The 24,320-nt window shown below is 55.8% G+C and carries 23 protein-coding genes and 2 pseudogenes; 7 read left to right on the top strand and 18 right to left on the bottom strand.

Going from position 1 to position 24,320, the window contains the following annotated elements; genetic code table 11:
- Positions 1-21: 21 nt before the first annotated feature.
- The 11 genes and pseudogenes from AACG97_RS24605 to AACG97_RS24555 form a co-directional block, all read right to left on the bottom strand.
- Positions 22-4,308, bottom strand: a complete 4,287-nt coding sequence (locus AACG97_RS24605; RefSeq protein ID WP_197886005.1) for a DUF3883 domain-containing protein — start codon at positions 4,306-4,308, stop codon at positions 22-24.
- Positions 4,309-4,964: 656 nt separating this feature from the next.
- The gene (locus AACG97_RS24600) at positions 4,965-6,833 is read right to left on the bottom strand and encodes a DUF2075 domain-containing protein (protein ID WP_197886006.1); all 1,869 of its coding nucleotides are present in this window, start codon (positions 6,831-6,833) and stop codon (positions 4,965-4,967) included.
- A gap of 24 nt (positions 6,834-6,857) precedes the next feature.
- On the bottom strand, positions 6,858-7,241 hold the full coding sequence (locus AACG97_RS24595) for a nucleotide pyrophosphohydrolase (RefSeq protein WP_063546150.1): 384 nt from the start codon (positions 7,239-7,241) through the stop codon (positions 6,858-6,860).
- Positions 7,242-7,775: 534 nt separating this feature from the next.
- The gene (locus tag AACG97_RS24590) at positions 7,776-9,218 is read right to left on the bottom strand and encodes a hypothetical protein (RefSeq protein ID WP_197886007.1); all 1,443 of its coding nucleotides are present in this window, start codon (positions 9,216-9,218) and stop codon (positions 7,776-7,778) included.
- 339 nt (positions 9,219-9,557) lie between these two features.
- Positions 9,558-9,842 carry a hypothetical protein gene (locus AACG97_RS24585; protein WP_063546149.1) on the bottom strand — a complete coding sequence of 95 codons (285 nt, stop codon included), beginning with the start codon at positions 9,840-9,842 and terminating at the stop codon, positions 9,558-9,560.
- Positions 9,839-10,819, bottom strand: a pseudogene (locus tag AACG97_RS24580) (integrase domain-containing protein). The gene AACG97_RS24585 and the pseudogene AACG97_RS24580 overlap by 4 nt, the downstream one beginning before the upstream one ends.
- A gap of 1,671 nt (positions 10,820-12,490) precedes the next feature.
- Positions 12,491-12,754: a DUF3077 domain-containing protein gene (locus AACG97_RS24575; RefSeq protein WP_009683500.1), complete on the bottom strand. Its 264-nt coding sequence runs from the start codon at positions 12,752-12,754 to the stop codon at positions 12,491-12,493.
- A 97-nt stretch (positions 12,755-12,851) separates the two neighbouring features.
- Positions 12,852-13,094, bottom strand: a complete 243-nt coding sequence (locus tag AACG97_RS24570) for a hypothetical protein (RefSeq protein ID WP_225785892.1) — start codon at positions 13,092-13,094, stop codon at positions 12,852-12,854.
- Positions 13,095-13,539: 445 nt separating this feature from the next.
- Positions 13,540-14,529, bottom strand: a complete 990-nt coding sequence (locus AACG97_RS24565; RefSeq protein ID WP_031285043.1) for a hypothetical protein — start codon at positions 14,527-14,529, stop codon at positions 13,540-13,542.
- A 469-nt stretch (positions 14,530-14,998) separates the two neighbouring features.
- Positions 14,999-16,189 carry a tyrosine-type recombinase/integrase gene (locus AACG97_RS24560; protein WP_197886459.1) on the bottom strand — a complete coding sequence of 397 codons (1,191 nt, stop codon included), beginning with the start codon at positions 16,187-16,189 and terminating at the stop codon, positions 14,999-15,001.
- 159 nt (positions 16,190-16,348) lie between these two features.
- Positions 16,349-17,125 carry a hypothetical protein gene (locus AACG97_RS24555; RefSeq protein WP_197886460.1) on the bottom strand — a complete coding sequence of 259 codons (777 nt, stop codon included), beginning with the start codon at positions 17,123-17,125 and terminating at the stop codon, positions 16,349-16,351.
- Between the two features lie 125 nt (positions 17,126-17,250).
- Here AACG97_RS24555 and AACG97_RS24550 point away from each other — a divergent pair, with 125 nt between their 5' ends.
- Positions 17,251-17,547 carry a hypothetical protein gene (locus AACG97_RS24550; RefSeq protein WP_232109552.1) on the top strand — a complete coding sequence of 99 codons (297 nt, stop codon included), beginning with the start codon at positions 17,251-17,253 and terminating at the stop codon, positions 17,545-17,547.
- 158 nt (positions 17,548-17,705) lie between these two features.
- On the opposite strand, the gene AACG97_RS24545 is transcribed toward AACG97_RS24550, so the two are convergent.
- The 7 genes and pseudogenes from AACG97_RS24545 to AACG97_RS24515 form a co-directional block, all read right to left on the bottom strand.
- Positions 17,706-18,095, bottom strand: coding sequence for a hypothetical protein (locus tag AACG97_RS24545; RefSeq protein WP_232109551.1), 390 nt, complete (start codon positions 18,093-18,095; stop codon positions 17,706-17,708).
- Positions 18,082-18,309 (bottom strand): YlcI/YnfO family protein, encoded by a 228-nt coding sequence (locus AACG97_RS24540; RefSeq protein ID WP_197886461.1) that lies wholly within the window; start codon positions 18,307-18,309, stop codon positions 18,082-18,084. The genes AACG97_RS24545 and AACG97_RS24540 overlap by 14 nt, the downstream gene beginning before the upstream one ends.
- 97 nt (positions 18,310-18,406) lie before the next feature.
- Positions 18,407-18,604 (bottom strand): annotated as a pseudogene (csrA, locus tag AACG97_RS24535) (carbon storage regulator CsrA); the annotation flags it as partial.
- 50 nt (positions 18,605-18,654) lie between these two features.
- Positions 18,655-19,488, bottom strand: a complete 834-nt coding sequence (locus tag AACG97_RS24530) for an SPFH domain-containing protein (protein WP_197886463.1) — start codon at positions 19,486-19,488, stop codon at positions 18,655-18,657.
- Complete coding sequence (locus AACG97_RS24525) at positions 19,485-19,733, bottom strand: hypothetical protein (RefSeq protein WP_197886464.1); 249 nt, start codon at positions 19,731-19,733, stop codon at positions 19,485-19,487. Before AACG97_RS24525 ends, AACG97_RS24530 begins: the two co-directional genes overlap by 4 nt.
- A gap of 83 nt (positions 19,734-19,816) precedes the next feature.
- A complete protein-coding gene (locus tag AACG97_RS24520; protein ID WP_060489833.1) occupies positions 19,817-20,200 on the bottom strand; it encodes a response regulator transcription factor in 384 nt (127 codons plus the stop codon).
- A 129-nt stretch (positions 20,201-20,329) separates the two neighbouring features.
- Positions 20,330-21,154 carry a LexA family transcriptional regulator gene (locus AACG97_RS24515; RefSeq protein WP_082423990.1) on the bottom strand — a complete coding sequence of 275 codons (825 nt, stop codon included), beginning with the start codon at positions 21,152-21,154 and terminating at the stop codon, positions 20,330-20,332.
- 98 nt (positions 21,155-21,252) lie between these two features.
- On the opposite strand from AACG97_RS24515, the gene AACG97_RS24510 reads away from it, so the two are divergent.
- The 6 genes from AACG97_RS24510 to AACG97_RS24485 all read left to right on the top strand — a co-directional run bounded on the left by AACG97_RS24510 (position 21,253) and on the right by AACG97_RS24485 (position 24,318).
- Positions 21,253-21,546 (top strand): Cro/CI family transcriptional regulator, encoded by a 294-nt coding sequence (locus tag AACG97_RS24510; RefSeq protein ID WP_082423991.1) that lies wholly within the window; start codon positions 21,253-21,255, stop codon positions 21,544-21,546.
- 316 nt (positions 21,547-21,862) lie between these two features.
- Entirely contained in the window at positions 21,863-22,228 is a 366-nt protein-coding gene (locus AACG97_RS24505) for a hypothetical protein (RefSeq protein WP_232108449.1), read from the top strand.
- Positions 22,225-22,749, top strand: coding sequence for a helix-turn-helix domain-containing protein (locus AACG97_RS24500; protein WP_232108450.1), 525 nt, complete (start codon positions 22,225-22,227; stop codon positions 22,747-22,749). Before AACG97_RS24505 ends, AACG97_RS24500 begins: the two co-directional genes overlap by 4 nt.
- Entirely contained in the window at positions 22,746-23,054 is a 309-nt protein-coding gene (locus AACG97_RS24495; protein WP_060489837.1) for a hypothetical protein, read from the top strand. Before AACG97_RS24500 ends, AACG97_RS24495 begins: the two co-directional genes overlap by 4 nt.
- On the top strand, positions 23,051-23,797 hold the full coding sequence (locus tag AACG97_RS24490; RefSeq protein WP_197886465.1) for a phage antirepressor: 747 nt from the start codon (positions 23,051-23,053) through the stop codon (positions 23,795-23,797). Before AACG97_RS24495 ends, AACG97_RS24490 begins: the two co-directional genes overlap by 4 nt.
- Positions 23,794-24,318: a hypothetical protein gene (locus AACG97_RS24485; protein WP_232555080.1), complete on the top strand. Its 525-nt coding sequence runs from the start codon at positions 23,794-23,796 to the stop codon at positions 24,316-24,318. The genes AACG97_RS24490 and AACG97_RS24485 overlap by 4 nt, the downstream gene beginning before the upstream one ends.
- Positions 24,319-24,320: the final 2 nt, after the last annotated feature.

The raw sequence follows: 24,320 nt of genomic DNA, 5'->3' as shown, positions 1-24,320 counted from the left end.
TCGTAGCTCGTTTTGAGAGCCTCAATCTAGCTTCTCAATGTTAGCGCGCAACATGCCGAGCTCAAGGGTGATCTGGCGCTTACCAAGCATGCGTGCAGGATTGAGGAAGCACTTTGCGATTGGTGCACGGTCGGCGACGCGATAGACGCGCCATAATTCGTAGCGTTCCCGCTCGCGTAACGCCTTTTCGAACTCTTTGCGCGGCCAGTCGAACCTACCATCGACGCCCATAGTCGACTTTACTTCGATCCAACGCGGTCGCTCATGGGCGTCAATTGAGCGGATGTCGTGGTCGGCACCGGGTTCGTCACGCGATGTCCAAATGACATAGCGTTCGGGCTCGGCATAGCCCATATCGCGCACTTTCTGTAACTCCATACGATAAACGAGCTCTTCACCGCGCCGACCCAAGAGGCTCGCACGCTCAATTTCGGCGGGCGTCGGTGGAAGCCACGGGCTGGACGATCCACCTGCGACGCCCGACGGGCCGCGTGGTTCAATTTCAGAGCCCTTGTTCGATGCAACGGTCAGCGAAACGTCATCGAGGTTTGGCAGCTCGAAGGGTGGGTGCGCAGGTGGATGGGGCAGTGGTGGATTGGTTGAGAGCGGCACCCCCGGATCGATGGGACCGACTGCTTCTGCATTCGTCGAGCCACCCGTGTCGAGATTGTCGAAGACTTGGCGCAATGCAAGTTCCTCAGTGTCATCTTCACTTTCGTCGTCGTCATCGCTGTCGAGATCTTTGCCGTCCTCATAGTCAGCCGCCCATTGGCTGCCACGAGGAATGCCCATCCGATCGAGATAATCCGTGAGCTCCTCTTGGGTACCGCAAAGAAGAAGCGGAAGGAAGGCGTTGGCGATGCTGCGCATCGTTGCCACGCTGGTCGCTCCTGCAATTTCGGCAAGTGCTTCAGCGAGCAAAAGCTGGAAGCTGTTCTTGGTTTTCGGAGGAATGAAACCGATATGTTCTCCGCTGACGGCAACCTGAGCGGGCACGAGAACGCTTGCGCCACCCACACTGTATCGCCGCTCCATGCCCTGGAAAAATGCAATTTCGCGGATGGCGGCAAGACGCGCTTCGATCATTGTCTGCGATGAAGGATCGAAGCCCGGATGTCCATGCCGGTTCCGGTAGGCGACCTCATACAGCGCCCGTGCAAAAAGCGGCCGGCGCAGCATGGCGAGAACCCGCTCGCTTTGCTTGGGCTTGTACCAGAGTGGTGCTCGACCCAGGGGAGCGAGCACTGGCTCACTGGCGCCCACGATCGCAGATAGTGGGCGAATGCCGAGACTCACGAAAAAAGCGCGAGACTGCTCCGACCGTTCGATAACCCCGATCTCGCTATTGGCATTACGAAGCGCCTCTTCGAGTGCCTGAAAGTCCGGTTCGACGAGCTTTCCAGCACGCAATTCGTAAAGAGTGAAGAGCCGCTTTCGATCATCGATTAAGCAGCGAACATCTTCGAGCCCCTGCGGCAGCCCGGAGCCTCTTCGCGCTCTATAGGCTTCGAGTAGGGTGCGCCGGCGATGAGGGGAGAGTGGCGTGTGTTTGACCCAGTCGGTTCCCACGTGCCGGAAGAAGCGCGCCCAGTGGGCATCGGTGGCTTGGGCCGGAGCGCCAAGATCCTGATAAGCGCGACCGATTGCATCGGAAGAGTAGTAGCTCGGAATCGCCTCGGCTAACGGTGCTGCTGTCCGAGGTCCAACGAGGATCTCCGAGGGCGCATAGTAACCGTCTTCCACCCAGCAGATCGGCATTTTGGCAATATCGGACTTAGCGCGACGTTCGCGCCCGATCGCTTCCACTAGCGTGGGATAGAGCAGCTCTGGTCGATTAGGTGCGCGGCACTCTGCCTGTCGCGACTTGATGAGATTGAGCAGAGTCTCCGAATCGGGTACGACTCGGAGTTTCAGCTTGCGATAGAGGAGCTCGTTGGTCCCGCCGACGATCCGGTCATTGTCGTCGATGCATAACCGATTGGTTGTTGAGTCAAGATGCAGCGTGGCCGGCGCGACAAGCTGGCCCGACCGCGCTTTAAGGCAGGGGATCGCCCGAAGCTCCTCGACGATCGCGGGGGCCAGCAATTTGAGGTTGTCAGTAAGCAGCTTTTCAAACCGCTCCACCATCTCAGGTCGCTCGGCCAAAGTGCGGGCGAACCGCAATAGGTCCGAGCCGTTCAGCGAGTCGCGGATCCGCAAGCGCGCGATCAAACTAGGCGCATTCAGCATCTCCTTAGACGGGGCGTCGATCGCAGGGTCAACCAGACGGGCGAGGGGTTTCTTGAGATGCACCATGGCGGTTGGAGCGACCCACTGGCCACGCTGGTTCTTGACTACCGGATTACTGCGCAACGCGGTTAGAGCGAGCCGGCTGATCGGCCTCTCGTGAGTCAGGAGTTTTCTGTAGAGGGTTTCTCGCTCCCGATCATCGGGAGCGGCCGTGACGGCACGCTTCGCAGCATCGATCAGCCACTGTTCTTCATTGAATGTCCGGCATAGACTTGAAATCGATTTGTGGGGAATGAGCTCTGGATGGAGTCTGTTGGCCTCCGGCTCTGGGCAGTCGATCCAGAGATCGGGACTAACTATCATGAGCTGGGCAGCAGGCCTAAGCTCGCCGGATGCGCTCAGAGTCGAAGGCGTATTTCCGAGATCGGCCTTATTTTGCTTGGTCAATCGCCGTGGATAGGCCGACAACGCTGCGGCCTGGCGCTTCTGTAAGTCTATTCGAGCGAGGGCGTCGTTATATTGCTTGAAATGGTAATTGGCATCGTCGCCAATCTTGGTCTCGAGCCTCGTTGCGTCCTCGCCAGCGCATCGCAGTCGGACCAACGATGCAATTGTGAATCGCTTGGCTCCGCAATCCGCGACCAGATCGCATAATACCTTGTCGCCGGCAAGCGCCGGATCGAGATAGCACTTAGCGCTGAGAAATCCGGAATACTCCGCCTCCATAGGAAGCACAATCTCTTTCGCACATGCGAAGTGGGCTTTGGTCGTTTCTCCGGTAGGCCAGCATGCATCCTTTGCAAGTCGCCCAGCGATTCTGCTGAAAAAGCGATTCGGACTGGCGGTGCCGTTGCCGACCAAGGCCTTGAAGGCTTCCGCACCATACCTGTTGAACCAATCGGCTTTGAGCAGATCGATCGTCAGCTCGACGGCCTGATCGATGAGCCAGTCGTTCCAGGCGAGGTCGTTGATCCCGCTCCGATCGGTATTGAGTTCGAACGGCGCACTGACGCTGATGGTGCAACCGGTGAGCGACGATGGAGCCTTCAGAGGGTAGTAGAAGTAACCATGCTGGCCGAGATTAATCCGCCGGCGCGCGATCGGTACGGAGACCGCTATATTCAACCTCCCGCCAGGCAGTTTGTAGTACGCAGGGAAGTGTCGTCCTATATGCTCGATCGGGATCTCGATCGGTCGCGAAAATTCTTCCTCTCGGAACTGTACACCCTTGTCTTCGCCGTCGATAAGCCTTCCGGTCCGCACCACCATAGTGACGCCGGTGGCACGGCACCGTTCGGGCTTCGCGTCTTGTATCCAGCGCAGCATCCGGCCAGTACGGATCGAGCGAACATAGACCTCGCGCAGGCCGCGCTTTTTACCGCTGTGCGCCAGCTTGACCAGGGTGTCTGGCATTCCCGCCGCCATCAATTCGATGGCATGCTCCTCGCGCTCGACGGTGAAAGCCTCGAGCCTCTCAGTCGATTCCTTTCTATAGGGTACATGGACGCGAACACCCTTTTCCTTCAGTGAAGCCGGGTCCCGTTCGCGCCCCGTTTCCTGGGTCTGAAGATCGAGTAGCGCGACCTGCCCGCCAGAGCGCACGTGGATTTCATCACCAAAGCGAAAGAGCGAGCGCAGGCCGAAATTCTTCGAGCCAATGCCGTTTTCTTTTGGCGCCACCACCTCTACTTGGCGGCTGCCCATTACATTGCCGGTGCCGACGATCACCGAAAGCCGCTCCCATCCGTTGCGGTCGATTTTTCGCCCCGTGCCCGTTACCTCAAGCGAGCGGCTCCCGAATGTAAGCGTCAGCGTCTCACCGCCGCCATCATATTCGTTTTGGACGAGCTCGCGCAGTACGTCGCTCGCATCGTGCCCCGCGACGAATTGCTCAATGAAGCTCGAGCCTATTCTGGTTCGTCGGCTACCGCTGAAGTCGGGTGGCGCATAGTCGGGCTCTTTGACGGAAGGCGGCAGGATGCGGGCCTTTCCACGATTCTGTGCGGATAGGCTTGGTGGTGTGGCATCAGTCGTTCCTACCGGCCTTTCTGATATCTCAGCTGCCAATATCTTGTCCAAGCTTTGCACCTAGCCATTAGGAGGTTCACAGCATCGAAGTGCACAGATCATATCCGTAGCAATGAGAACCATGTGGCCATCGCCAAGCTCAAGCTTAACCGGCCGCTAACGCTAAGCGATCTGAGCGAGCTAGAGTGTTTTGTCTAAGAGTCGGAGCCGGTTCAGAGTCGCGAGCAGTTCGAACAGTGCTACGGTACTGACCAACCGCTGAGACGAGCTGTTTGAGCGCACATGGGAGAAGCTCCATGACACCTTTTGGTATTCCCAAGGTTAGCCCCAGGTAGGCGGGAATACCACCGGGAATACCGGGATGGCTGGAACTCAAAAAAACGTTGTGGCCCTCAAAAGGGCAGTAAACCCTTGATAACTGACTTTCAGGCACAAAAAAGACGTCCATGGACGTATTCGTTTGATCATTTGGTGGACCAGGGAATTTGAAACCGGTCGGTATCTATCTGTTTTTGCTGGTAAATAATTTTTTGTCAACTTGCTTGGAATACCGGTTGGAACGCTCCGTGGTCTGGATTCCGATGGACGGGGCTTTTTGAGAACCGTCCCCAAAAACGAATCGGGGCCGAATCTATAAAGCAGATGGTCGCACTGTTGATCGTTGCCCCTGCGCTTGCCGGTACAGGGGCTCCTAGCAAACGATACCGTCAATGATTGCCGTGTTGGCTAAGCCGACTCTCGAAGTATTGCGCCGTCTCTTTGTCGGTGCAGTACAGGTAGCAACCCTTCATCCCCCGTGTCATCAGGGTTCGGTATGTATTTTTGATGATCAGGTCTGTTTCACTTTTCGCGAGGGTAGGTTGCTCTTTCATCATTTTTTTCCAGCCGCGAATTGATTTATCGTGCTTGTCGCGCTCATCCGGGGATGTCACTACCTGACCGTCACGCACGACCAGATCTGGTCCGATAATTACCCCGACGTAGTCGACTTCCAAACCTTGGCAGGTATGAATGCAGCCAACCTGCTCGATGGAGTTTTCAGCGATGATCCATAGGCTGCCATCCTGATCCAGGTTCCATTGGCGTTTGTAGTCACCAATCACGATATCAGCAGCGGTGGAGTCTTTCTTGCTCAACCAAGGCCAGCAATAGCCCGCGACCACACGAGCTTTGTTCTCGTGGTTTTTCTTGTTGATTGCGTCATGCATCGCCTGAGGTGAGTCGAACACCTTAAACTCGTACTCTTGGGTCTCAAGCGTCGGATTTGCCGTCGAACGAATGCCTAGCGTGTCATCCAACCATGCCAGGTAACCGTCAGAACCACTGCAGCGAAACTGCGAAGACAGCACGTGTTCTTCAACCACAGCACCCTTGGCTTTCGCAAAGGCGCGAATCGCCTGCTTGCTGCCGATATCGCTCAAGGTTACACGCTGGTCCTCATCAATGAAGAAAATGGAGCATTTCGCTGAGTCAATCAGCTCCTTGATCTGGTTTTCCCCAAGGTTTCCATAAAGCCCGCTTTTCTCATTCAGCCGGTGGGCTTCGTCCACGATAAGCGCATCGAATGTGTTGGGCTCAGTGTCGATGAATGCCCCAGAGCCTGAGAAGAAATTCGAGAAATGGCTGCGCTTGATGGTGCCAACCAGTTTGCTTTCGTAGACCTTGCGAGGGGCAGCATTCTTGGAGACGTATTTGCTCATCAGCTTCAATTCGGTGAGCTTCACCAGAAGATTGATAGCCAGAACAGTTTTTCCGGTGCCCGGTCCACCTTCGATGATCATCACCTTGGGGGCTTGGTCCGAGGCCTCGCTTGCCGCCGCCAGCGCCGACTCAAAAATTGCTTTCTGATCGTCAATCAATACGAACTCGGGTTTGCCTTTCATCAACCCTCCGAGGGCTTCGGCTAGCGCCTTGGACGGACGAATTTTTCCTTCGGACAGCTCGTAAAGAACCTCTTTGTTGTCGCCATGATGGATATGCTTTTTCAGAAAGCTTCTGAGTTTACTGAGCTCTTCCGGGCCTTTCAGAAACAGCGGAGCCTTGCTGATGTGGGGCTCATAGTGGGCTGAATCTATGACCCCGTCGCTGACGTAGTTATGGAGGTAGGCACACGGACGGATTTCGATGCTTTTGTCATACACCGCCTCGTTGAAGCCTTCCAGCAGCGCTGCATAGGACCATACCTGATAGGACGGGTGAATGGTCTCAATGAGGCCGCCACCCAATGCCGTTTTGACGATTGCGTCTTTGGTTGTGGCGTTGGCCTTGCTCCATTGCTTCAGCTCAATCAGTACGGCCTTTTTTACCTGGTTTTCGTCGCGACCGGTGAGTAGAAAGTCGATTCGCTTCGACGACTGCGGAATGTGCAATTCGATGGCCAGGCCTGCATCGCTCGGGAGGCCCTCATCTCTAAGGACCTTGGCCATATACGTCAGAGACCCTTGCCACGACCTGATTTCCGAGGAGCCAACGTTCTTGCCGGTAGCTTCCTTGTAGTGCCTGAGGATCACCTCCTCAATGTCATCGTTATCGTTGTCTTTAAGAAATTGCTGTTTGGTCGCAGCGTAAACGATCACGGGTTGTCCTTAAATGCGTGTTGTTCAGAGTCGGTCGTACTTTTTGCTGCTGCTTCTGGCCTTATCCACGGGGTACTTCTGGCCATTCGAGGCGAGTTTCCGTGTCACCGCGTCGTTGAGGTCGATACCGAGCACGCTGCTCAGGCGAACCAGGTACATCAGTACGTCCGCCAATTCGTCTTTTACGGCTAGTCCGATTTCAGGATCTTTAGCTACGGAGAGCGAATCGGCATCGCTCATCCATTGGAAAATCTCGCACAGCTCTCCTACCTCTCCAGTGAGCGCCAAGATGAGATTTTTCGGAGAGTGGAACTGCTGCCAGTCGCGATCATCTGCGAAACGCTGAAGGGATGCGGCAAGCTTCACTACGTCGATCAGTGGAGCGGATGAGCTGTCTGAGTTACTCACGGGGCTATCTCTTGAATATCGGGGGCAAAAAATGTGTAGGAAATCTAGCGTAAGATTGTAAGAGTTTTCGCCGCTTGCGCAGCTTTTTTGTGTTTTCCTCACACGCTCTCTGCTGGCCGCATTGCTTTCCAGCATTCGCTAGGTACTTTGAGCGTGGCTAAGGGGGCGCGACGCCACCCATGCCCACCGACTAGTGGCCTTTTCTCTCTCTGTTCGTTAGTTTGCAGAATCGGCCGTTTCTGGCTAGCAGGTGATGGCAATCGGCACCAGACGAACGGATGTCTGCCGTGACGTAAATCATTGCTGGGGCTGGACACATCCTCCCCGAACTGGTCAGCGGCAACAGCACTGGGCGGGCCTCCGGCGAGAGGAATCGATTGCACCAAACTACACCTTTACTCCTCTTCGACGGGAGGCGCGTCGGCGGAGGAGGTGAGTACCTATTCAGCTGAATTTTTTAGTCGAGAGCAATGGATTAAGAGTGGCAATAATCGGATAACCACTCCCAAATATTGCCGCTAATAATGTTCTCTGTTACGACATAATAATAGTATTTTTTATATTATTAAGCACCTCTTCTAGTGGCGTTTTATGTTCGAGCTTTAGCTTCTCAAGTGCAGATATTAAATCTGTGTCAGTTAATGGTATAATTAATCCGTGGCCATTTTTAAATGAGTCTCTGCATCTTTCAATGAATAATTCTTTTTTGGATATCTCTCTGCAAGTTATGATCCCAAGCATTCCTCGATTAACGGTTAATCGACCGATCATTTGATCAAGTTCAGGGTTTTGTATGTCCTTTGAATAATTCTTGCATTCGATAATTAGATACGGGCAGGGTATCTTATGAATCATATGGAGGGTATGAAAAAAACCTTCCTTAGCTGAGTTTTCGAAGTATATATCAATCCTCTTTCTGCCCTGGTTTATCTCGGCTTCTAGTACAGGTGATGAGGCGTTTGGATAAAGTAGCATTTCAAGAATGCCAACTATTGTTTTGTGATAATCTGATGCCGTGGATGGCCCCTGCTTAATGGAGCGTAGTTTCGCAATCAGGTGCTCTACTACTGAATTTAAGTTGAGCTCGGGATCAATTGACTCAGATGGGAGAGATCTAACCTGCTGCGCTTGCTGATCTCTGAAGGATTTAAAAACCAATGGGTGTTTTTCTGTGAAATCGAATAGCCATTCTTTCGTAAAATCCTTTACTACATTTTCCTTTAGACTCTTTTTTGAAATGTAAGGAGTTCCATCCTTTCGATGCTCGACCCATATACTGCCTGTTCTTATGTGCTCATGTTGGAGGTATTCAAGTACATGTTTATTATAGTAGTTCTCAGGTGCATAAGCCTTGCTATAAGAAACGATTCCTTTCGGGGTGAGAAGGATCTTTTTTCCTTCAACAAGCAGTGTGTCTTCATGAGTAAATATCCACTTTTTTCGAGATGCATCCCATATAGGTCCAGCGGAAACACCAGCTGTTAATTCTATTTTATTTAGTTTGCATTGGGACTGCGTATAGGTAATTAGGCTCCCTCGTATGAGGTTGGTAGTCATATCTGAAACTTTATCTTTGCCGATTCCTGGAATAAATAGTCTAAAGTCTTCTAGGTCGGTGATTTTTCCGGACTGTATTGCCTTACTTCCCATGATACTTTCGAAGAGTTTCTTTGCATCCTCACTACCAATTCCGTTACCCCTAGGTTTCCCTACAGAAAGCCCGAGGCAGGTCTCATTAGGCTCATGAAGATGTGAGAAGAGTTCAAAAGCATCGTCCTCTTTCCCTTGGCGAACTAGATCTAAGAAATGAGAAAAAAATGACCTTACTGAACTGGCAGCTTTTATCGACCAGCGATCCGGTCTTAATCCAAGAAGATAAGGATCCACAAATAATCGCGTGTCAAAATCAGTGTCAATATCGACAAAGTCAAGTTCGAATTGACTTTTGGAAAGTTTGAATCGTTCCGAAAGTTTCATGTTTTTGCCTTTTTACAGTGGTCTAAGCTAGATAAATATTAAAATTAAAGTGTGAAAGTGCCGGAGGGTGATTGTCCTCAGGGTTCACGAAATGCCAGATTTGAAATAGAGGACTTCAATCCTAGAATAATTATCTGCATCCTTGACCTCTAGGGGTTGGCGAGTTTCTTTGCGCAACAGTGAACTCTAGCTCAATAGAGGCATTTTGCAATCATTGGGGTGGCAAGTGCTTGGTAGTCGAGGCTAGCGGCGAACGAGAAGGACGCAGAAGTATTCCTATACGCCCCGGCCCTGGTGGATTAGATGACGGCGTTTAGGATGAAAAAGCAGATAATCTGTCTAGTCCTGAAATTGCTTGAATATCCATGATTTCTCTAAACGGCGGGCGAGCAGCCGTACTGTCAGCCTGTAGTAGGACCGAGTCGCCTTACTTCGCCTATCGAGGCAATGATCGAGAAACCACGCAACATGCTTTCTCTGCCAAGCCCAGGGCGTATCTCGCTGCCAGCGTGCTGCGATTGCAGCTTGGATAATCGCGGCCTGTCGCAAATGGCGTTGCCGCGTTGCATGCGATCCGGTCAGCACGCCAGCCAAGAACAACTCCATATCGAATGGCTTGCTCATGTCCGCCCTCCAATGTAGGCCGCGACCACGTCGATCCGACCGTGCCCCAGCTCATTGCTGATTTGCCTCCGGGCCTCACAATCAAGGTGCCTATCCACCTGGCAACATTGGCCGCCGTTGATAGGCGCGGGGTGTTGGGTGATTTGCTCATAACGCTCACATGCGTACGCCGCTCGTAGCTCATGAAAGCCTTTGAGGTTGTGTGTATGCAGGACGTCCCGTGCAGGGCGGACGATTTCTTGGAGAACATTCAGGTATCTTTCGTGTGGCGCAATCAGGTTGTGGCTACCCGCAGGCGACACCTGCCATGCAAACCTCATTGCCTCGCGAACTCGGTCATTCACTCCAATCCAACGTGGCGCCGAGGCCCCGGCGCGGCCGCCTTTGGTACCATCCTGAATGTTTATCCTGCCTAGCTCGTCAGCCTCACGGCTTAGCCGTGGCAGGTCAGCCAAGATGGCCTCACGCAAGCGCATGCCGGTGGCTCGCGCCAACAGAACAAGCGCGGCGGCGCGTAGCTGATGTTGGCTGCAAAGCGCATCGACGATCTGTTTAACCTGTTCGCGGTCTTGGCCCTAGGGCACCGAGTGGCGAACCCCGGTGCGCTTCATACCCAACGCCTTGCTCGGACTTGGCAGTTTCACGCACTGATCACCGCGAAGCGCCGCCATGGTCCTGTTTACGCTGGATAGCCGGTTTTGTGCGGTGCTGACGGCGAGGTCGCCGCGCACAACCATGTCGCGCAGATATGCTGCATAGTCGGCCAACACCCTCCGATCAATCTGCCGCGCATCATTGATACCGGGCCCCTGTTCGGAGCGGCATCATTTGACGAATGCCTGCCACCGATCACAGTGCGCTTTGACCGTGCCGTAATGACCGCCGCCGAACATGTCTTTCAGCGCCTGCGGTCCTGCCTAACTCAATTGCCTGCCGTAACCGAAATTGCGACCATCGCGTCTACCCACCAATGCCATATCGGTCACCTCATCTTCTGCTCTCCAATCCTCGCCCCACGTCATCCCGCCAGGAATGCTGAGTGTTATCAGGGATCAAGGCCCCTGCGACCTGTGGGGAATGTCCACTACGCGGGACTGGCGGCTCCTTACGACCGGGAGCAAGGGCATCTCATGATCTGGCCTCCTGAGCACCGTTACCGGGGGGCGGGTGGAGGCTGCAAAGGCTGACGAGACCAGTGCCGCGAGATCCTGAGCCATGTGCGAGCAGCAACGCGATGACCGGGGCATGCCTGACTGTCAGTCAGGTGCAGTCCATTCCATGGTCTGCGGCACCATCATCTACATGGCTGTTGCTGGTGACATCGGCGTTTATCACGCCGATTGTCACGAGGGGGATTGCCGCAAAGCCCTGTGCGATCAGGGCTGCAGCAGTGGTAGAAGTGCCCGTCTCTTTCCAGGAGAAAGAGACGGGCACAGGTTGGCGCAGGATTCGGCCAAGCGGATAGGTTGCTGCAGGGCAGCGAGGTAGGAGGTGTTGTCTGATGCACGAGGGCCATGATCTGAAGGAGGCATCCATCACCGAGGAGGTGACCGGACGAGCTGTCGGATGCGAATCGCCATTTTTGAGGGAGAACCACCGCACGAGCGGTGTGACCTTCAAGGTTCGGGCCACCTGGGTTGCGGGTATCGACAGCGTTTGTATGGCCAGTTCTAGGCCTGCGGATAAACCCGGTCAACGGTCGAGTTCACCGCTATTTGGGACGCGAAAAACGGTTATCCACTGATGGAATTGCGTGATGCATCCCGGAGAACATCGTGGCTTTTAGCTCTTCAAAATGAGGCCCATCTAACCACGGCGGATTAGCAACCCTGGTTGGATGGACGCGCGTTGAAAGGAGATCGATGAGGCTTCTTGCTCTGAATCTTGAGCGCCCAATTGTTGCTATTACTGAACCCGCATCCCGCAAGCATATCGGCATCCCGTCTGGTCTTTGATTTGGTCGTATGCTGAGGCAGGCAGCCTTCTGGATGTGCTCCACTAGGCCATCATCGGTCGGCGGCTCCTGTAGTCGGTTGGCGGTCGGCGGCCTTACCGGCAAATCGTTCACCTAGGACTATCGTCTGTGGCACAGCCTTACTTTTCCTGGACCCCATGTGTCTGACCAATACCCAGGCATCAGTAAGAAACACGGTGGGGCATTCGAGAAATCAACAAGGGATCGGGATCTCTGATTCAGCACTTACGGATCAGACATCAACCTAGGGCGTTGATCGTTTTGGTTGAGTAGGTGGTAAACGGGGCTACTGGCTGCGGTGTCCAAAGGAGCAATGCCGCGAACACCGGCGGAGCCGGTGCCAGACACCGCTTCGCCTGCTTCGCGGGCAAGCCCGCTCCCACAATGAATTGCGCAAGCTTTTCAAATTTTGAGAAAGACAGTTACTCCTACTAACGGGCGGGGGTGGCCGGTGGTCCTGCGGCGCCGGGTCGGTATCATCGATTGGTGTAGGAGCGGATTCACCCGCGAATACGGTGGTACCGGCAATGCACAATTCCTGGCAGAAACTGGCCAGCAGGCCCGGCCCTTTCGCGGGTAAACCCGCTCCTACCACGAGCGGGGAAACAGGTACCTGGGGTTTTCGTGAGAGCCAGCGGCAAAGCCTGGCCCCCATAGCCTATAAACCTGGAATTCAGCGCATCATCCCCAACTCCGCATCATCCAGTAGTGCTTTCCCCAAAGCGCACAGATAGTGCGCTGCCCAGATCAGCTTCGGCTTGTCTTCCATCAGGCCATCAATGGTCAAATCCCGCGCATACCCCATCAGCTCCGACGCCTGTTCACGGGCGTTCTGGCAGGGGATGCCCGGTTCGATGCGGAACAGCGGGTGGGTCTGGTTTTCACCTTGGAAGAAGATGGTTTTGCCGACAGTGCATTGGGTGTTTTCGGTTGTCATCGAGCATTATCCCTGGTCTTGGTGTTGCCTGGGCTGGCCCTATCGCCGGCAAGCCGGGCTCCCACAGTGTGGACTGCGTGAGCCAGCCCCGCTGGGGTCAGTGCATGGGGTGCGGGCCGGCTGGTCTTTGTATTTGCGCTAGTGCCGATTCGAGTAGACGGCGTAGCGTTTCCAGCCCGTGCATCGAGGCCATGATCAACACAGAGGCGGGCGACCTGGGCTGCATCAGCATCGCTTGCTGTGCCACGGCTTCCGCGCAAAGCGCGTAATCAGTAGCCAGCATGGTGGTGTCTTCCAGGGAGTGGGACAGGTGGGGTGGGTCGGGGACTATCTTCAACATGATTGCTTCCATTTCAGGGCCGCCACCCTCTGCTGTCAAACAGCGGGTGGCAGCTGTACGCGGGTTGACAGACCGGCGGAAACAACAAGCTCCGGCGCACGCAAGCGTGCCCGCACGTACAGCCGCCATAACGACGAGCCGTTTTGTTGTTTACCGTAGCGGCCTGTCAAAGCCGGTCGTTGATGAGCAACGACCCACCGAGCCTAAAACCCTGAAATAGCGACCGCAACGGAAAACAGGCGCAGGGAGTATCTTTGGGAAACGTCCTACGCGGAAGGGATTAAATCTGATCTTCTGGCCCCAGGCCAGCCAATCACAGGCACAAAAAAAGACGCCCGGGGGCGTCTTCTTTTTTGGAATTTGGTGGAGCCGGGGGGATTTGAACCCGCGTCTGACCCTTGATTTTGCTTGCCTACAGCCTGGAAGCTGGCATTAAGCTGTCATTTTATGCATCGTGGAAAATGTCTTGGGCCTTTCCTGTCGCCACGTAGTCCGCTAAACCTTGAAGTCGTCTGTAGTATGCCAGAACAATTTTTATGGCTGACAGTGGATCCATGCTCGCCAGCTCCAGAATATGCGCAGCGCAGTCGTCTAATCCGAACGCCTCACACGTATCGTCCAGTAATTCAACAAGATCAATGATATCTTGGTCCGATAGCTTGATATCTGTATCTGACTTGCTAAGCCAGCCTAGGTTCTGAAGGTGACCATATGCTTTTTTGTAAGCCTCGCGAGCCGGGCTATCTTTGTCATTGATCTCGTTCACTAGTTCGCGGATAGAGTCTGCGACATCTCCGTTCATATAAAATCTTATTTCCCCTGGTGACGCGTAATCGATTTTACGTATCGCAGCCCTATCTTGGTTTGGGATGTTTCTATACAGTTCTTTGAAGAAGTTTACAGAGCTAAAGCCACCTCTCCACGGATGCTTGTGAAAAAGTGCATTTATTTTTTTTGTGGCCGCTTGGCCAGTTGCGCCGAGAAGAGCAAAGCCGAACGAATAGCAATCCTGTACCAAGTCGGAAAAGCGTCTCAAGTCGCTGATTTCCCAGCGACCATCTATATCTACTACTTTGAAATCGCTGTTTAAGCTTTCTTCAGCATGGCCAGGAATAAACATTCCCGGCTCTGGTAGAGCATCGGCGGGTAGCTCTTCTGCGCTTTTCGTTTTGAATTCTTCTCCGACAGTACCCCAAACTTCTCCAAGCTGATACTTTCCTTTATGTAGCTTGGTCACGGCATAGTGAACATCAATTTTTTCAGCATACAGTTGCTTAAGGTGTTCAGTTTTTATCCTGGAGAAATAAAATTTGAATGCTGTTTCGCCGTCGTCGTAGTTAACGCCTAAATATTTATCTCCGTTGTTCGCTCTGGCGAGCGCGATCAAGGGGACATCGTAGCTAAGCAGAATCTTTTCAACTGTTAGCTTAGCCATTGAGAGCCTCGACTTTCCCCACGATCGCTGTCGGGTCAACTGATTTGTATGGCCACCAATTCACATGCGTAGGTTGGTCTTTGTGCCAGACGCCATAGTCCTTACTAAACGGAACCTCCACAGCATGAGTAAACTTCATCTTAACCATTCGAGGGCTTTTCACGGCTGCTCGACATGCGGCCAGCGAGGTCATTAGCGAAACTGATCTGGCTGAGCATTCGTCCGGGTACTTATGGGTAGATGAGCGTTTACGCTGTGAGTCGAAATCGCTCGCCGTGTGGTTTGGCGCCCTCAGGAGTCTCCATAGCGTAGGTTCGCTTGGCACCGTCACGTTCGCAGGCGGGCAGCTATCAGGCAGGGGCTCGAGAAAATCAAATCCATTTGTTGGCATAAAGCGGTATCCGATGGTGGCATTGTGACTTGGCGCGCATTTTCTATCGGCCGCATGAGGGCGTCAAAGCATTAGTTTTTATTCTGCGGTATCTATTTGATCAGTAAGCGATTTTTGATTGCCTACTTGCTCGAAGACGGCTTCAGCTCGATTTCCTGCAGTCTCATCAGCAGCGGGCATCCATCTGCCATATACCCTTGCTATCATAGTCCAATCGCTGTGCCCCATTTGCTTAGCCACCCACATTGGGTGCTCGCCCGCCGACAGCATCATGGATGCATAAGTGTGCCTGGTCTGGTACGGGCGACGGTACCTTACACCGGCTCTCTTCATTGCCGGGTGCCACATCGTCTTCCTGATCGGCTGATCTCCGGCCCACCGCTCCAGCGTGCGCGGGTTCTGAAAGACCTCCTTATCGGCCAGGAAGGTATGCTCTTTCTGCGCTTTCAATGCTTCAAGGGCAGGGCGTAGCAGCTTCACTGACCGTCTACCGGCCGTCGTCTTGGTCGTCTCCGCCTCACCACCTGCCGCCTGGGTCATTGCCCGGCTGATCATCACTTGTCCCCGCACCCAGTCCACATCTCCCCAATCTAGGGCGACAAGCTCGCTCGTTCGGAGCCCAGTCCAGAGTGCGAACTGAACCATGTTCCTGGCCTGGCCGCTCAAGGCTGCCAGAATTGCCTGCTGCTCCTCAGGCGAGAACGGGTCCACATCGTCATCCTTCGGCGGCGCTTCCTTCCTGGCGTATGTCCACCCGGCCAGCGGGTTGATGTCCAGCAGCTCCTCGTCGACAGCGTCGTAAAGCGCTGATCGGAGGCAACTCTGGATGTTGCTCAGTGTCTTGTTGCTTACCTGCAGGCCGTCCAGCCAGTCACGAACCGTCTTGCGTTTGAACTCGATGACCAGGTTATGGCCGAGGGCTGGAATCAGCCTCAGCTCGACAATCTTCCTGTATCCCGCGAAGGTGCTGCTGGAAATGTGCTTCTGCTTAGCGGCCAACCACCTGGTCAGAAATCCGCCCACGGTTTCCTGGCTGGTCTCCGGTGCAAATTTGGCGGCGCGGGGGGAGCCGGGGAACGTGACGGCATAGTCGAACGTCCCCTGGGCAATGGCGTGCTCGATCGCGGCCTTATGCTGCTGGGCCTTCTTCAAATTAGTGGCGGTGGGCTTGAGCGCGACGCGCTCGCGGCACCTAACACCCCGGTACATGAACGTGATCTCGATGCTCGAGTCTGAGACTGCCCTGACACCGCTCCCGCCTCTACCCATGATTCATATCCTTCCATGTCAATCAGCGTCCGGCCATCCGGCGCTTTTAGCCAAATCTCACCCAGCCGCCAGATCCCGTCGCGGATCTTTGAGCGGATCGCGTCCTCGGTGTAGCCAGACTCGCTGGCGAACTTTCTGACGGTCATGTAGCGCATTGATCTACTCCACCTGACGCGCCAGGTTTTGGTTGTCACGCTGACCTGTCACAACAGCCGTTGCCAGTGCCGCCAGCTCAGCTACCAATGCGTCCGTGCGTCCGTAGAATTTGCCGGTGTCCTCGTTCACGAACCGCTCGAGCACGGTGGCCACAGCGTGCTGGTTGGCCAGGCCGCGCAAATCGGCGCTGGGCACGCCCGTATCGGTCGACGGAGCGTGGACGAAAGCCTCCTGGCTGATCAGCAAGGTGCGCACCGGCCTGATGCCCTTGCACTTGCTCACCCAGTTCGTATCGGGCACGCACCAGGGCAGCATGTGCATACACCACGCAGTTGCCGCGTTCGCCTTCTGGCTGCTGGTCCAGTACTCGCTCAGGCTGAATGCCTGGACCGCACCCCTGACTGTGTACGACCCGTCGTGCCTCCAGTCCGGGAGCTGCAAAAGATTGCAGCGCAGCAGCTGCAGCTCCTCGATCGACGGGATGTGCCACCCCCAGGTGCCACGGATGTTCATGCCCAGCACCTTGCGGGCGATAGCGCTGCCCTCGGCGGCCATGGCCTGGGTGTTGGCCAAGCCGTCGAAACGCGACGTGGCACCCCGGATGCGTGGGCGTGGGCCTTCCTCCTGCCACCAATGGGCAGCCACTTCGAACTCCCGACCTGCGTCGATGACTGCGTGCTCAGCCCCATCGAAGAAGAGACGGCCGGAGAAGAAGCCGCCGCCCAGGGGCTGGCCGATGGCGGGGAGGGCGGCGGGGTTGATTGATCGGCGCTTGATCATTGGAAACCTCCTGAAACTATACTGGCGGCTCTGGGCTGGAGGATTATTGACAGGCGAGTATTTGGCTTATAAACCTTGAAAGGCATGAAGTTAATGCTCAGAACACTTCTAGGGATGGGGGAGTTATGAAGAATCGAGGTGCTAGGTTTTGGGAATGGGCAGACCATCAACTTCACCATCGTAGCCATGACGAGAAACTCAGCGATGGCACCACGATTGATGTTCAGAGCCGCCTCTCTCGTAACGGTGTGGCTCAACTCTTTATCGGTGTATATCGCGTTGACGGGCTGCTCCTTCTTGAGGAGTACTACCCGAGCAGGCCGGGCGAGACCATTAGCAAAGCGCTCACCTGGGGCACTGATCGGGCCCGCCTGTTCGCAACGGGCGGCAATTTGGCTGTTGCCGACGACGGGGCCGTGTAGGAACCCAGGCCGACCGTGTCCAAGTTGTGAGTCGAAGTGATCGGCCAGCACACGGCGCCCATCCAGGCCACAAGCGGCAGACAGGTCGAGCACTTGGCCAAAGGTAGTTTGGCGCTGCTGCAGGGCATCCCACAGCAGCAGGAGCAGATCGACTTGCTTCATGGCTGCTCCTGCATGTCCTGCACCACCTGCTGCTGCATGGCCTGCACGCGCAGTGCGGTGTCGATCTCCTGGTCCAGCTCTTCGCCGGATAGCCAGTTATCGCCACGCACCACCAGCAGGTCTTCATCGGGGTCTTCGATGCGCTTGCGGTCGCGGAGAAAGCGGTAACGGCGAGCATCGGCGGCCATGCGGACGTGGTTATCGATAGAGAACTCTTCGCGGTCAAGCGCTGGGGTAACAAGGTCGCCCTGGCTGGCCCCGGTGATAACAGCCAAGCCGCGCCCGATTGAAACGTGGGCCCCGCGGAGAGCGAACGGCAGGACCTGCTCAAGGCTTCCACCCTCGGGCGCTTTCAAAACCAAGGTGATACGGTCAGGCGCTTGCATGTTGAACCCCCTTGGATTTTGCTGCCTGGGCCAGCGCATCGAGGAGAGCGTTGGCACGGGCGCGTCCATCCAGTTCGTTGCGAATCGCGGTGACGATCAGGGAGTTCATCGAGCGGTCGTCTGCATTGGCTGCCGCTGCAACCTGGTCACGCATGCCATCTGGCAGTCGCACGACGAACTTGTCCGCGTCGCGGGAGCCGTATTCAAAGGCCATGGGACACCTCCTGATCTGCCTGCACGGCTTGTTCCTCAGCCAGCAGCTGGCGCCACTCCGATTCGGTGCGGTTGGCGTACAGCGGTTCGGACCGGTCGGGCTCAGGTTGATTTGCCGGCGCCGATTGCTGCAGACCGGCCTGGATGCGCTCGAAGATTTCCTCGCGGTGCACAGCTACGCCTTCCGGCGCTTCGATGCCCAGGCGCACCTGGCTGCCCTTCACGCCCAGCACAACAACGGTGATGTCGTCGGAAATCTTGATGGATTCGCCGATCTTTCTGGTGAGGATTAGCATGGTCAAACTCCTGTAGGGGTAGGGGTGGTGACATTCACCACCCCTTGCGATCACTTGATGCCGATGAAGGGAAAAGGGGCTTGCCCGCCGGTGTAGGTCGGCAGCTTGCCGTCCCACTTCTCAACGGCGTTGAGGGTCACCACGTCGGGGTTGGCACGCAGCGCCTGGGCGCGGACCTCGATCGCCTTGGCATCTGCCTGAGCAATCAGCAGCTTGGCGTCGGCCTCGCCTTGGGCGCGAGCGCGCTCCTTGTCTGCCTCGGCCTTGGCCTGTGCGACCTCATTACGGCGCTGTTCAGCCATCTGGGTTGCCTGGATCTTGGCATTGAGGCTGTTGGTCACTTGAGGCGGCAGGGCCAGATCGGAGGCGTAGTAGATCCGCTCGAGGTTGATGCCGATTGGCGCAACCTGGGCGCGCACACGTTTTTCCACCGCTGTGAGGAGGTCGGCCTTGCCTGCGCCGTACACGCTTTCCACCGGGAGGGTGGAGGCAACGTCATTGAAAGCGTCGCGGACCATGTTGCGCAGGAACTTGTTGGTGATCTCGTCTATGCCGGCGCGGTACTTCTGGAACAGGGTGGTGACCTTGTCCGGAGCGACTGCATAGGTGATACCCACGTCGCCGCCGACCTTCATGCCCTCGACGGTTTGGAAGGTGATCGTCTCGTCGCCAGTCCAGGTCTCGGTCTGGGTAAAGGTCGGGAACAGGTATAGCTCTTCGTTGATGCCAACCCAGTACTTGCCGGTGCCGACTTCCTTGAGCTCAACGCCCTTTTCCGAGCCGTACAGGTTCACGATTACGCCGACGTTGCCAGCCGGAACCTTTGAGCATCCGCCCAGGACGGCGAGAGCACACAGCGATACAGCAGCGAGTAAACGCTTCATTGGTCTTCCTCTTTGGTGATTGCCGCAGAAGCGCGGCGCTTGTTGAAAAGGTGGTAGGCGAGGGCGATCGACCCGATCAGCCAGATGGCGATCAGTGCCAGGCCGATAATCACCAGGGCATCGGATTCGCTGCTGACCAGGGATGGCGCGATGAAGCGCAGTACTGCCAGCGAAATGACCGCGTACAGAAATGCGCAAGTCAGATTGATCAGCAGGTCCAGCGTTCTGATTGAGGGTGGTTTCATCACTTTCTCCAGGGCGAGCAAAGGCCCGCCGCGTTTGTTGGCTTTCGCAAAAATCAGGGTTGGATCAGGTCAGGCGGGGAGCGTTACGCCACCGCCAGAGCGCATTCGGCGCGCCGGGTTGCTACTCGTAATTCCACTTTCCGGCCTTGACCGCCGCCTCGACGTATACGGGTGAAATCGTGGTCATCACCGATCATTCCGTGAATGGCCATGATCACTGCTAGGGTAGTAGCTGCTGGATTGATCAGTCCGCGCTTGAACGCCTCAAGAACCAAGGCCCGAATACTTCCAGCCCCTAATTTCAAACGCGCACTTTCCAAGCGCTTTTTGAGAGTTGCCGGGCTGATATTCATCTCTCTGGCAGCCTCTTTAACTGTCCGGTCGTTCGCGCAGTGCAGTACGCCTTCAAGCTCACGTGGGGCGAGCAAGCCTTGGATTCCATGCCAATTACCAACAGTCATTTCCATATCGCCACCCGAGAGTGTGTTCGTCGTTGGGAAGGAAATTATCAGCGGTTATACAATCGGTCAATAACCTGCGGTCATATTTTTTCAGGTGACGTAAAAAAGCCCGGGGTCTCCGGGCTTAGAAGTGCGTTAGCGACGGCGTGATCTGCGGACTGTGGACCACCAGAAGACCCGCCCCAGCATCTTGACCTCTCGCTGCCAATCCTCGGCGCTCATGATCTCGTCCGGATACTCGTGACTGTTCTCGCTGCTGATACGTACCGCCCCATGGGGTAGGCGGTAGAGGTACTTTACCCTCAACATGCCCCCATGATTGAAGGCGTAGATGTCGCCGTCATAGATCAGCGTGTCGCTCATATCGAAGCCAATAGCTGCGCCATCAAGAATCAAACGCTCCATGCTTGAGCCTTTGATCCGAGCGACTGCGGCGCTGTTGCTATTCACGCCGGCGGCGCGAAGGGTGTCTTTGCTGAATCGCAGTTGTCTGCCGGCGATTTCCGCGACCTCAGTCATTCCATTTCCACCAGCAAACTCAACCTCTGCAAAGTAAGGCACCTCTACCTCATCGCTATCGACGGGGTCACCGTCCTCCCAGGCGGAAAGCGAACCGAGCAGCTCCATGTCGTCGCCCTTTCTAGGCTGCGTGGTCTCGACGCCCAGTTGCGATGGTCCAGCAGCATTGGGCAAAGCATCCCCGAGCTCTTTCGCAAGACGAGGGCTGAAGTCCTCCACTGACACGTTGAGGGCTTTCGCGAAGCCGAGCGCGATAGGCAGGTTCAGGGCGTTTACCCCGTTCATGTACATCGAAACGGCTGACTGGGTGATGCCTAACTTTTCGGCAAGGCTCATCTGGCTGAGCCCGTGATTGCTCTTGCTGGCCAGGTAGACGGCCTTCAGGGCCTGGCATTCAGCGAGCTCTTCTGGAGTGAGGGTGCGCTTTTTCATACCGTCCATTGTATAACCGTAGATTATGGGCGACAAACACCGCAGGTATTTACAAAAAAATCACCGCAGGTTATTTTTCCCGGTAATAGCCACTTTCAGGTAGCCCCATGACGCCTGTATCTCTAACCCATTTCGTTGACTGCCGAGGACAGAAAGATGCTGCGCGGCGTCTCGGGCTTTCACAGGCAGCGGTAAGCAAAGCTGTCCGATCTGGAAGAACCATTTACGTTGTCAGCCTCGGGGCTGATCGCTGCGCTGCATTTGAAATCCGGTCATTTCCTGCCGTAGGAGCAAGCGGCAAGACCCTTGCCGACCTTGAAGAAATGATCACAGTTTCTGTGCAATCGGCACAGCCTCTCCATGGATCTGTTCATTCATACAGTGCTGAGGTTTTGCCGTGAGCTCGGACACCGAGAGCAAATGCAGTGACTTCGGTGTCACCTGCCGAGCGCTTCAAGGATTCTCTTTGCCTAAAGGGCCTCTTGCGGGCCTTCCAATGGCGACCACTTGTCGCTTGAATCATTCGACAAAAATTCAAGCGCATTTTGCGCTTTCAAAGGAGTGTGAAGTGCGCGAGCAATCATCTAGTCCGCCCGCCCGCCCAGGGTAAAGGCGCCTAATTTTGTGATTTGGACAAGAACAATCCTCTTCGTCCAGGCACAAAAAAACCCGCTTGCCGGCGGGTTCTTTAAATCCAGTCCCTTGCAGGGGACCTTCTTGAAACGTCTTTCATTAGGAGACGGCGATATGTCGCACCCAAAAAATACCACCGCGCAATCATCGGTGCAAGCAATCCTCACCACCAAGGTGGGGTTCTTGAATGCTCCAATCAGCCCAGTTGCCGACCAGTTGCTCAGCGTTGATGCTGGGATGAACGCCGAAGACGCTCTGCGCGCGGCCCGTACCCTGTCTTCCGGCCTGAGCCAACTCTGCCAACACATGCACGACAGCCTGAACATGGGTGAGATGGCGTACTGTGATGGCATGGCCGCCCTGAGCTTCCTGGGAGAGACCGTAAGCGCATTGGTTTGGTCGGTTGAAAAGAGCGTTGCCGCCGCTGCGGGCCGCGGGGGTGAGCAATGAGACCTCAAGCCGAAACTCTTTCGAGCCCGTTCGCCACGTATGGCCTGCACGATGTGCTTGAGGCTGCTGGAGATATTCCCGTTCATGAATCCTTGGGCGCCGCCACCGATCGCCTTGAGGCCGTTTTGGCCGGCCTGCGTGAGCTGATGCAGGACCCTACCGTCACGCAGCACGCCACACTCGTATTTTATGCAGCGGAGTCAGCGCTGGCGCTCGTTTATGCAGCGCATGCCGGCGTTGATCCGGAGATGGAAGGCGCGCCACAAAACAGCACCTTACCCGAACGTGGTGCGCCACCTGTCGATGGCCCCTGCAGAACAATAGGTGAACGCCTTGTTCTTGCTCGTGCATGGGCGGGTCTGACCCAGTCCAAGCTGGCGAAGAAGATTGGCATCGAACAGGCATCAATCTCGCAGCTTGAGAGGGGGGAATCCCAGCGCAGTACGTACGTTGCAGAAATGGCTCGTGCTTGCGGCGTTAGCACGGACTGGCTGGCCTTCGGATCGGAGGCGTCAGCATGAGCCATTCAACTAGCCAAGTTATCCCAGCATGGCAGGGCGGCGGAGCGCAATGTGAGATCGTCTATGACGTAACCCTCACCGCCGCGGAAATCTCACGCTTCAACGAAGCCCGCGAGGCGTTCCGGGCCATCAAAAGCCTGTATTGGTCGAAGGTTGTCCCTGGTCTCGGCGGCTTTGATAACCCCGTAGTGTGCGAGCTTGAGCGCCTTATGGAGCGTGTCGTCTTCGACACGCGCAACTTCCTCTACCCCCATCGTGACGCTGCAGCCTCCCACGAAGCAAAAGATGTGGGAGGTGCGGCATGAATCTGCCTTCTACCGCCTTCACCACCATGGACACCCCTGAGCTGCTGGCGCTCGTCAATGAAGCCCGCGCTGCGTTCGGCGAAGGGGCGGTCCGTCATAACGATTTCGTTGCTCGCTGCAAGGATGAGCTCGACGGGGAGCACTACGAAACTTTCGTAGTGCAAAATTTGAACAACACGCAGTCCGAAGGGCTTCGACTCACCGCTGACCAATGCAAGCTGGTCGCCATGCGCGAGTCGAAGGGCGTGCGCCGTCGCGTGCTTGCTCGACTGAACGAACTGGAGGGGCAGCAGGCCCGACCGATGACCCAGGCCGAGCTCATTGCCGCCAGTGCGAACCAGCTGGTCGCCATCGAGCGGCAGCAGGCGGCCCACCAGGTGGCGCTGGAGCGCGTCGAAGATCGCACGACCAAGCTTGAACAGGTCCGCTATCTCGATTCCGTGCCCAGCGGCTTCGAGACCATCACCACGATCCGCGACCGCATCAACAATCGCCATGGCCTGCCGGCCTGGGTGGTCAACGCGGTGATGCGTGAAGTGTCAGGGGCACCGCTGCCATTTGCCATGGTGCGCAGCCGCCATTCCGACGAAGGGGGACAGCCTTTCGCGATCTGGCCCAAGCCGGCAATCACGCGCCGATTTGACCAGTTCGTGGAGCAATGCGCGTACGTCACATCCGAGCGTGCAACCCATCCGGAGATCCCACAAGGGCGATTCAAGGTCAACCCGAGGGCGCCGCAATGACCGACAACGTGATTCCTCTGTTCGGCCGGGAGCCCACCGATCCGGTGGTGATCAACGAGGCGTATTTCGAACCATTGACCAACGACCAGCTCGCGTACCGGGCCTGGAACCACTGCGACCTGGCTGAGGAAATCTTCTTCTCGGATGAGGCAGAGGAAGACTCTCTGCGAGAAGCCAAGTTTGAAGTGCTCATGGCTCAGTGGGCTTTGCGGGTGCTGGTTCGGCGACTAACCGGGTTCCCTGCCCTTGAGCTTCGGGAGCAGGTGAACAAGGCGTTTCTTGAACGGCTTGCAATCGATCCGGACGGACTGGCTGCAGCGACTGAGCCCTGCGGCGGCGAATCGTTGGTGATGGGCCCATGGCCCAGTTACGCCGGGGCTCGAAATTTGCCTGAGCGCGAGCGGTGGGTGGTTTACAGCACAGCCAAGGCATATCGGGTCGCGCTGGAAGAGCAGGGCATCGCGATGGCTGAACCCTACGACCAGTTTGTCCAGCGGATCACCGCTGAGTTGGAGATCTGAAC

The sequence above is a fragment of the Pseudomonas sp. Nvir genome, from assembly GCF_963778085.1.
GTDB classification, from domain to species: Bacteria; Pseudomonadota; Gammaproteobacteria; order Pseudomonadales; family Pseudomonadaceae; genus Aquipseudomonas; species Aquipseudomonas juntendi.
This window is presented reverse-complemented; position numbering and strand designations above follow the sequence as displayed.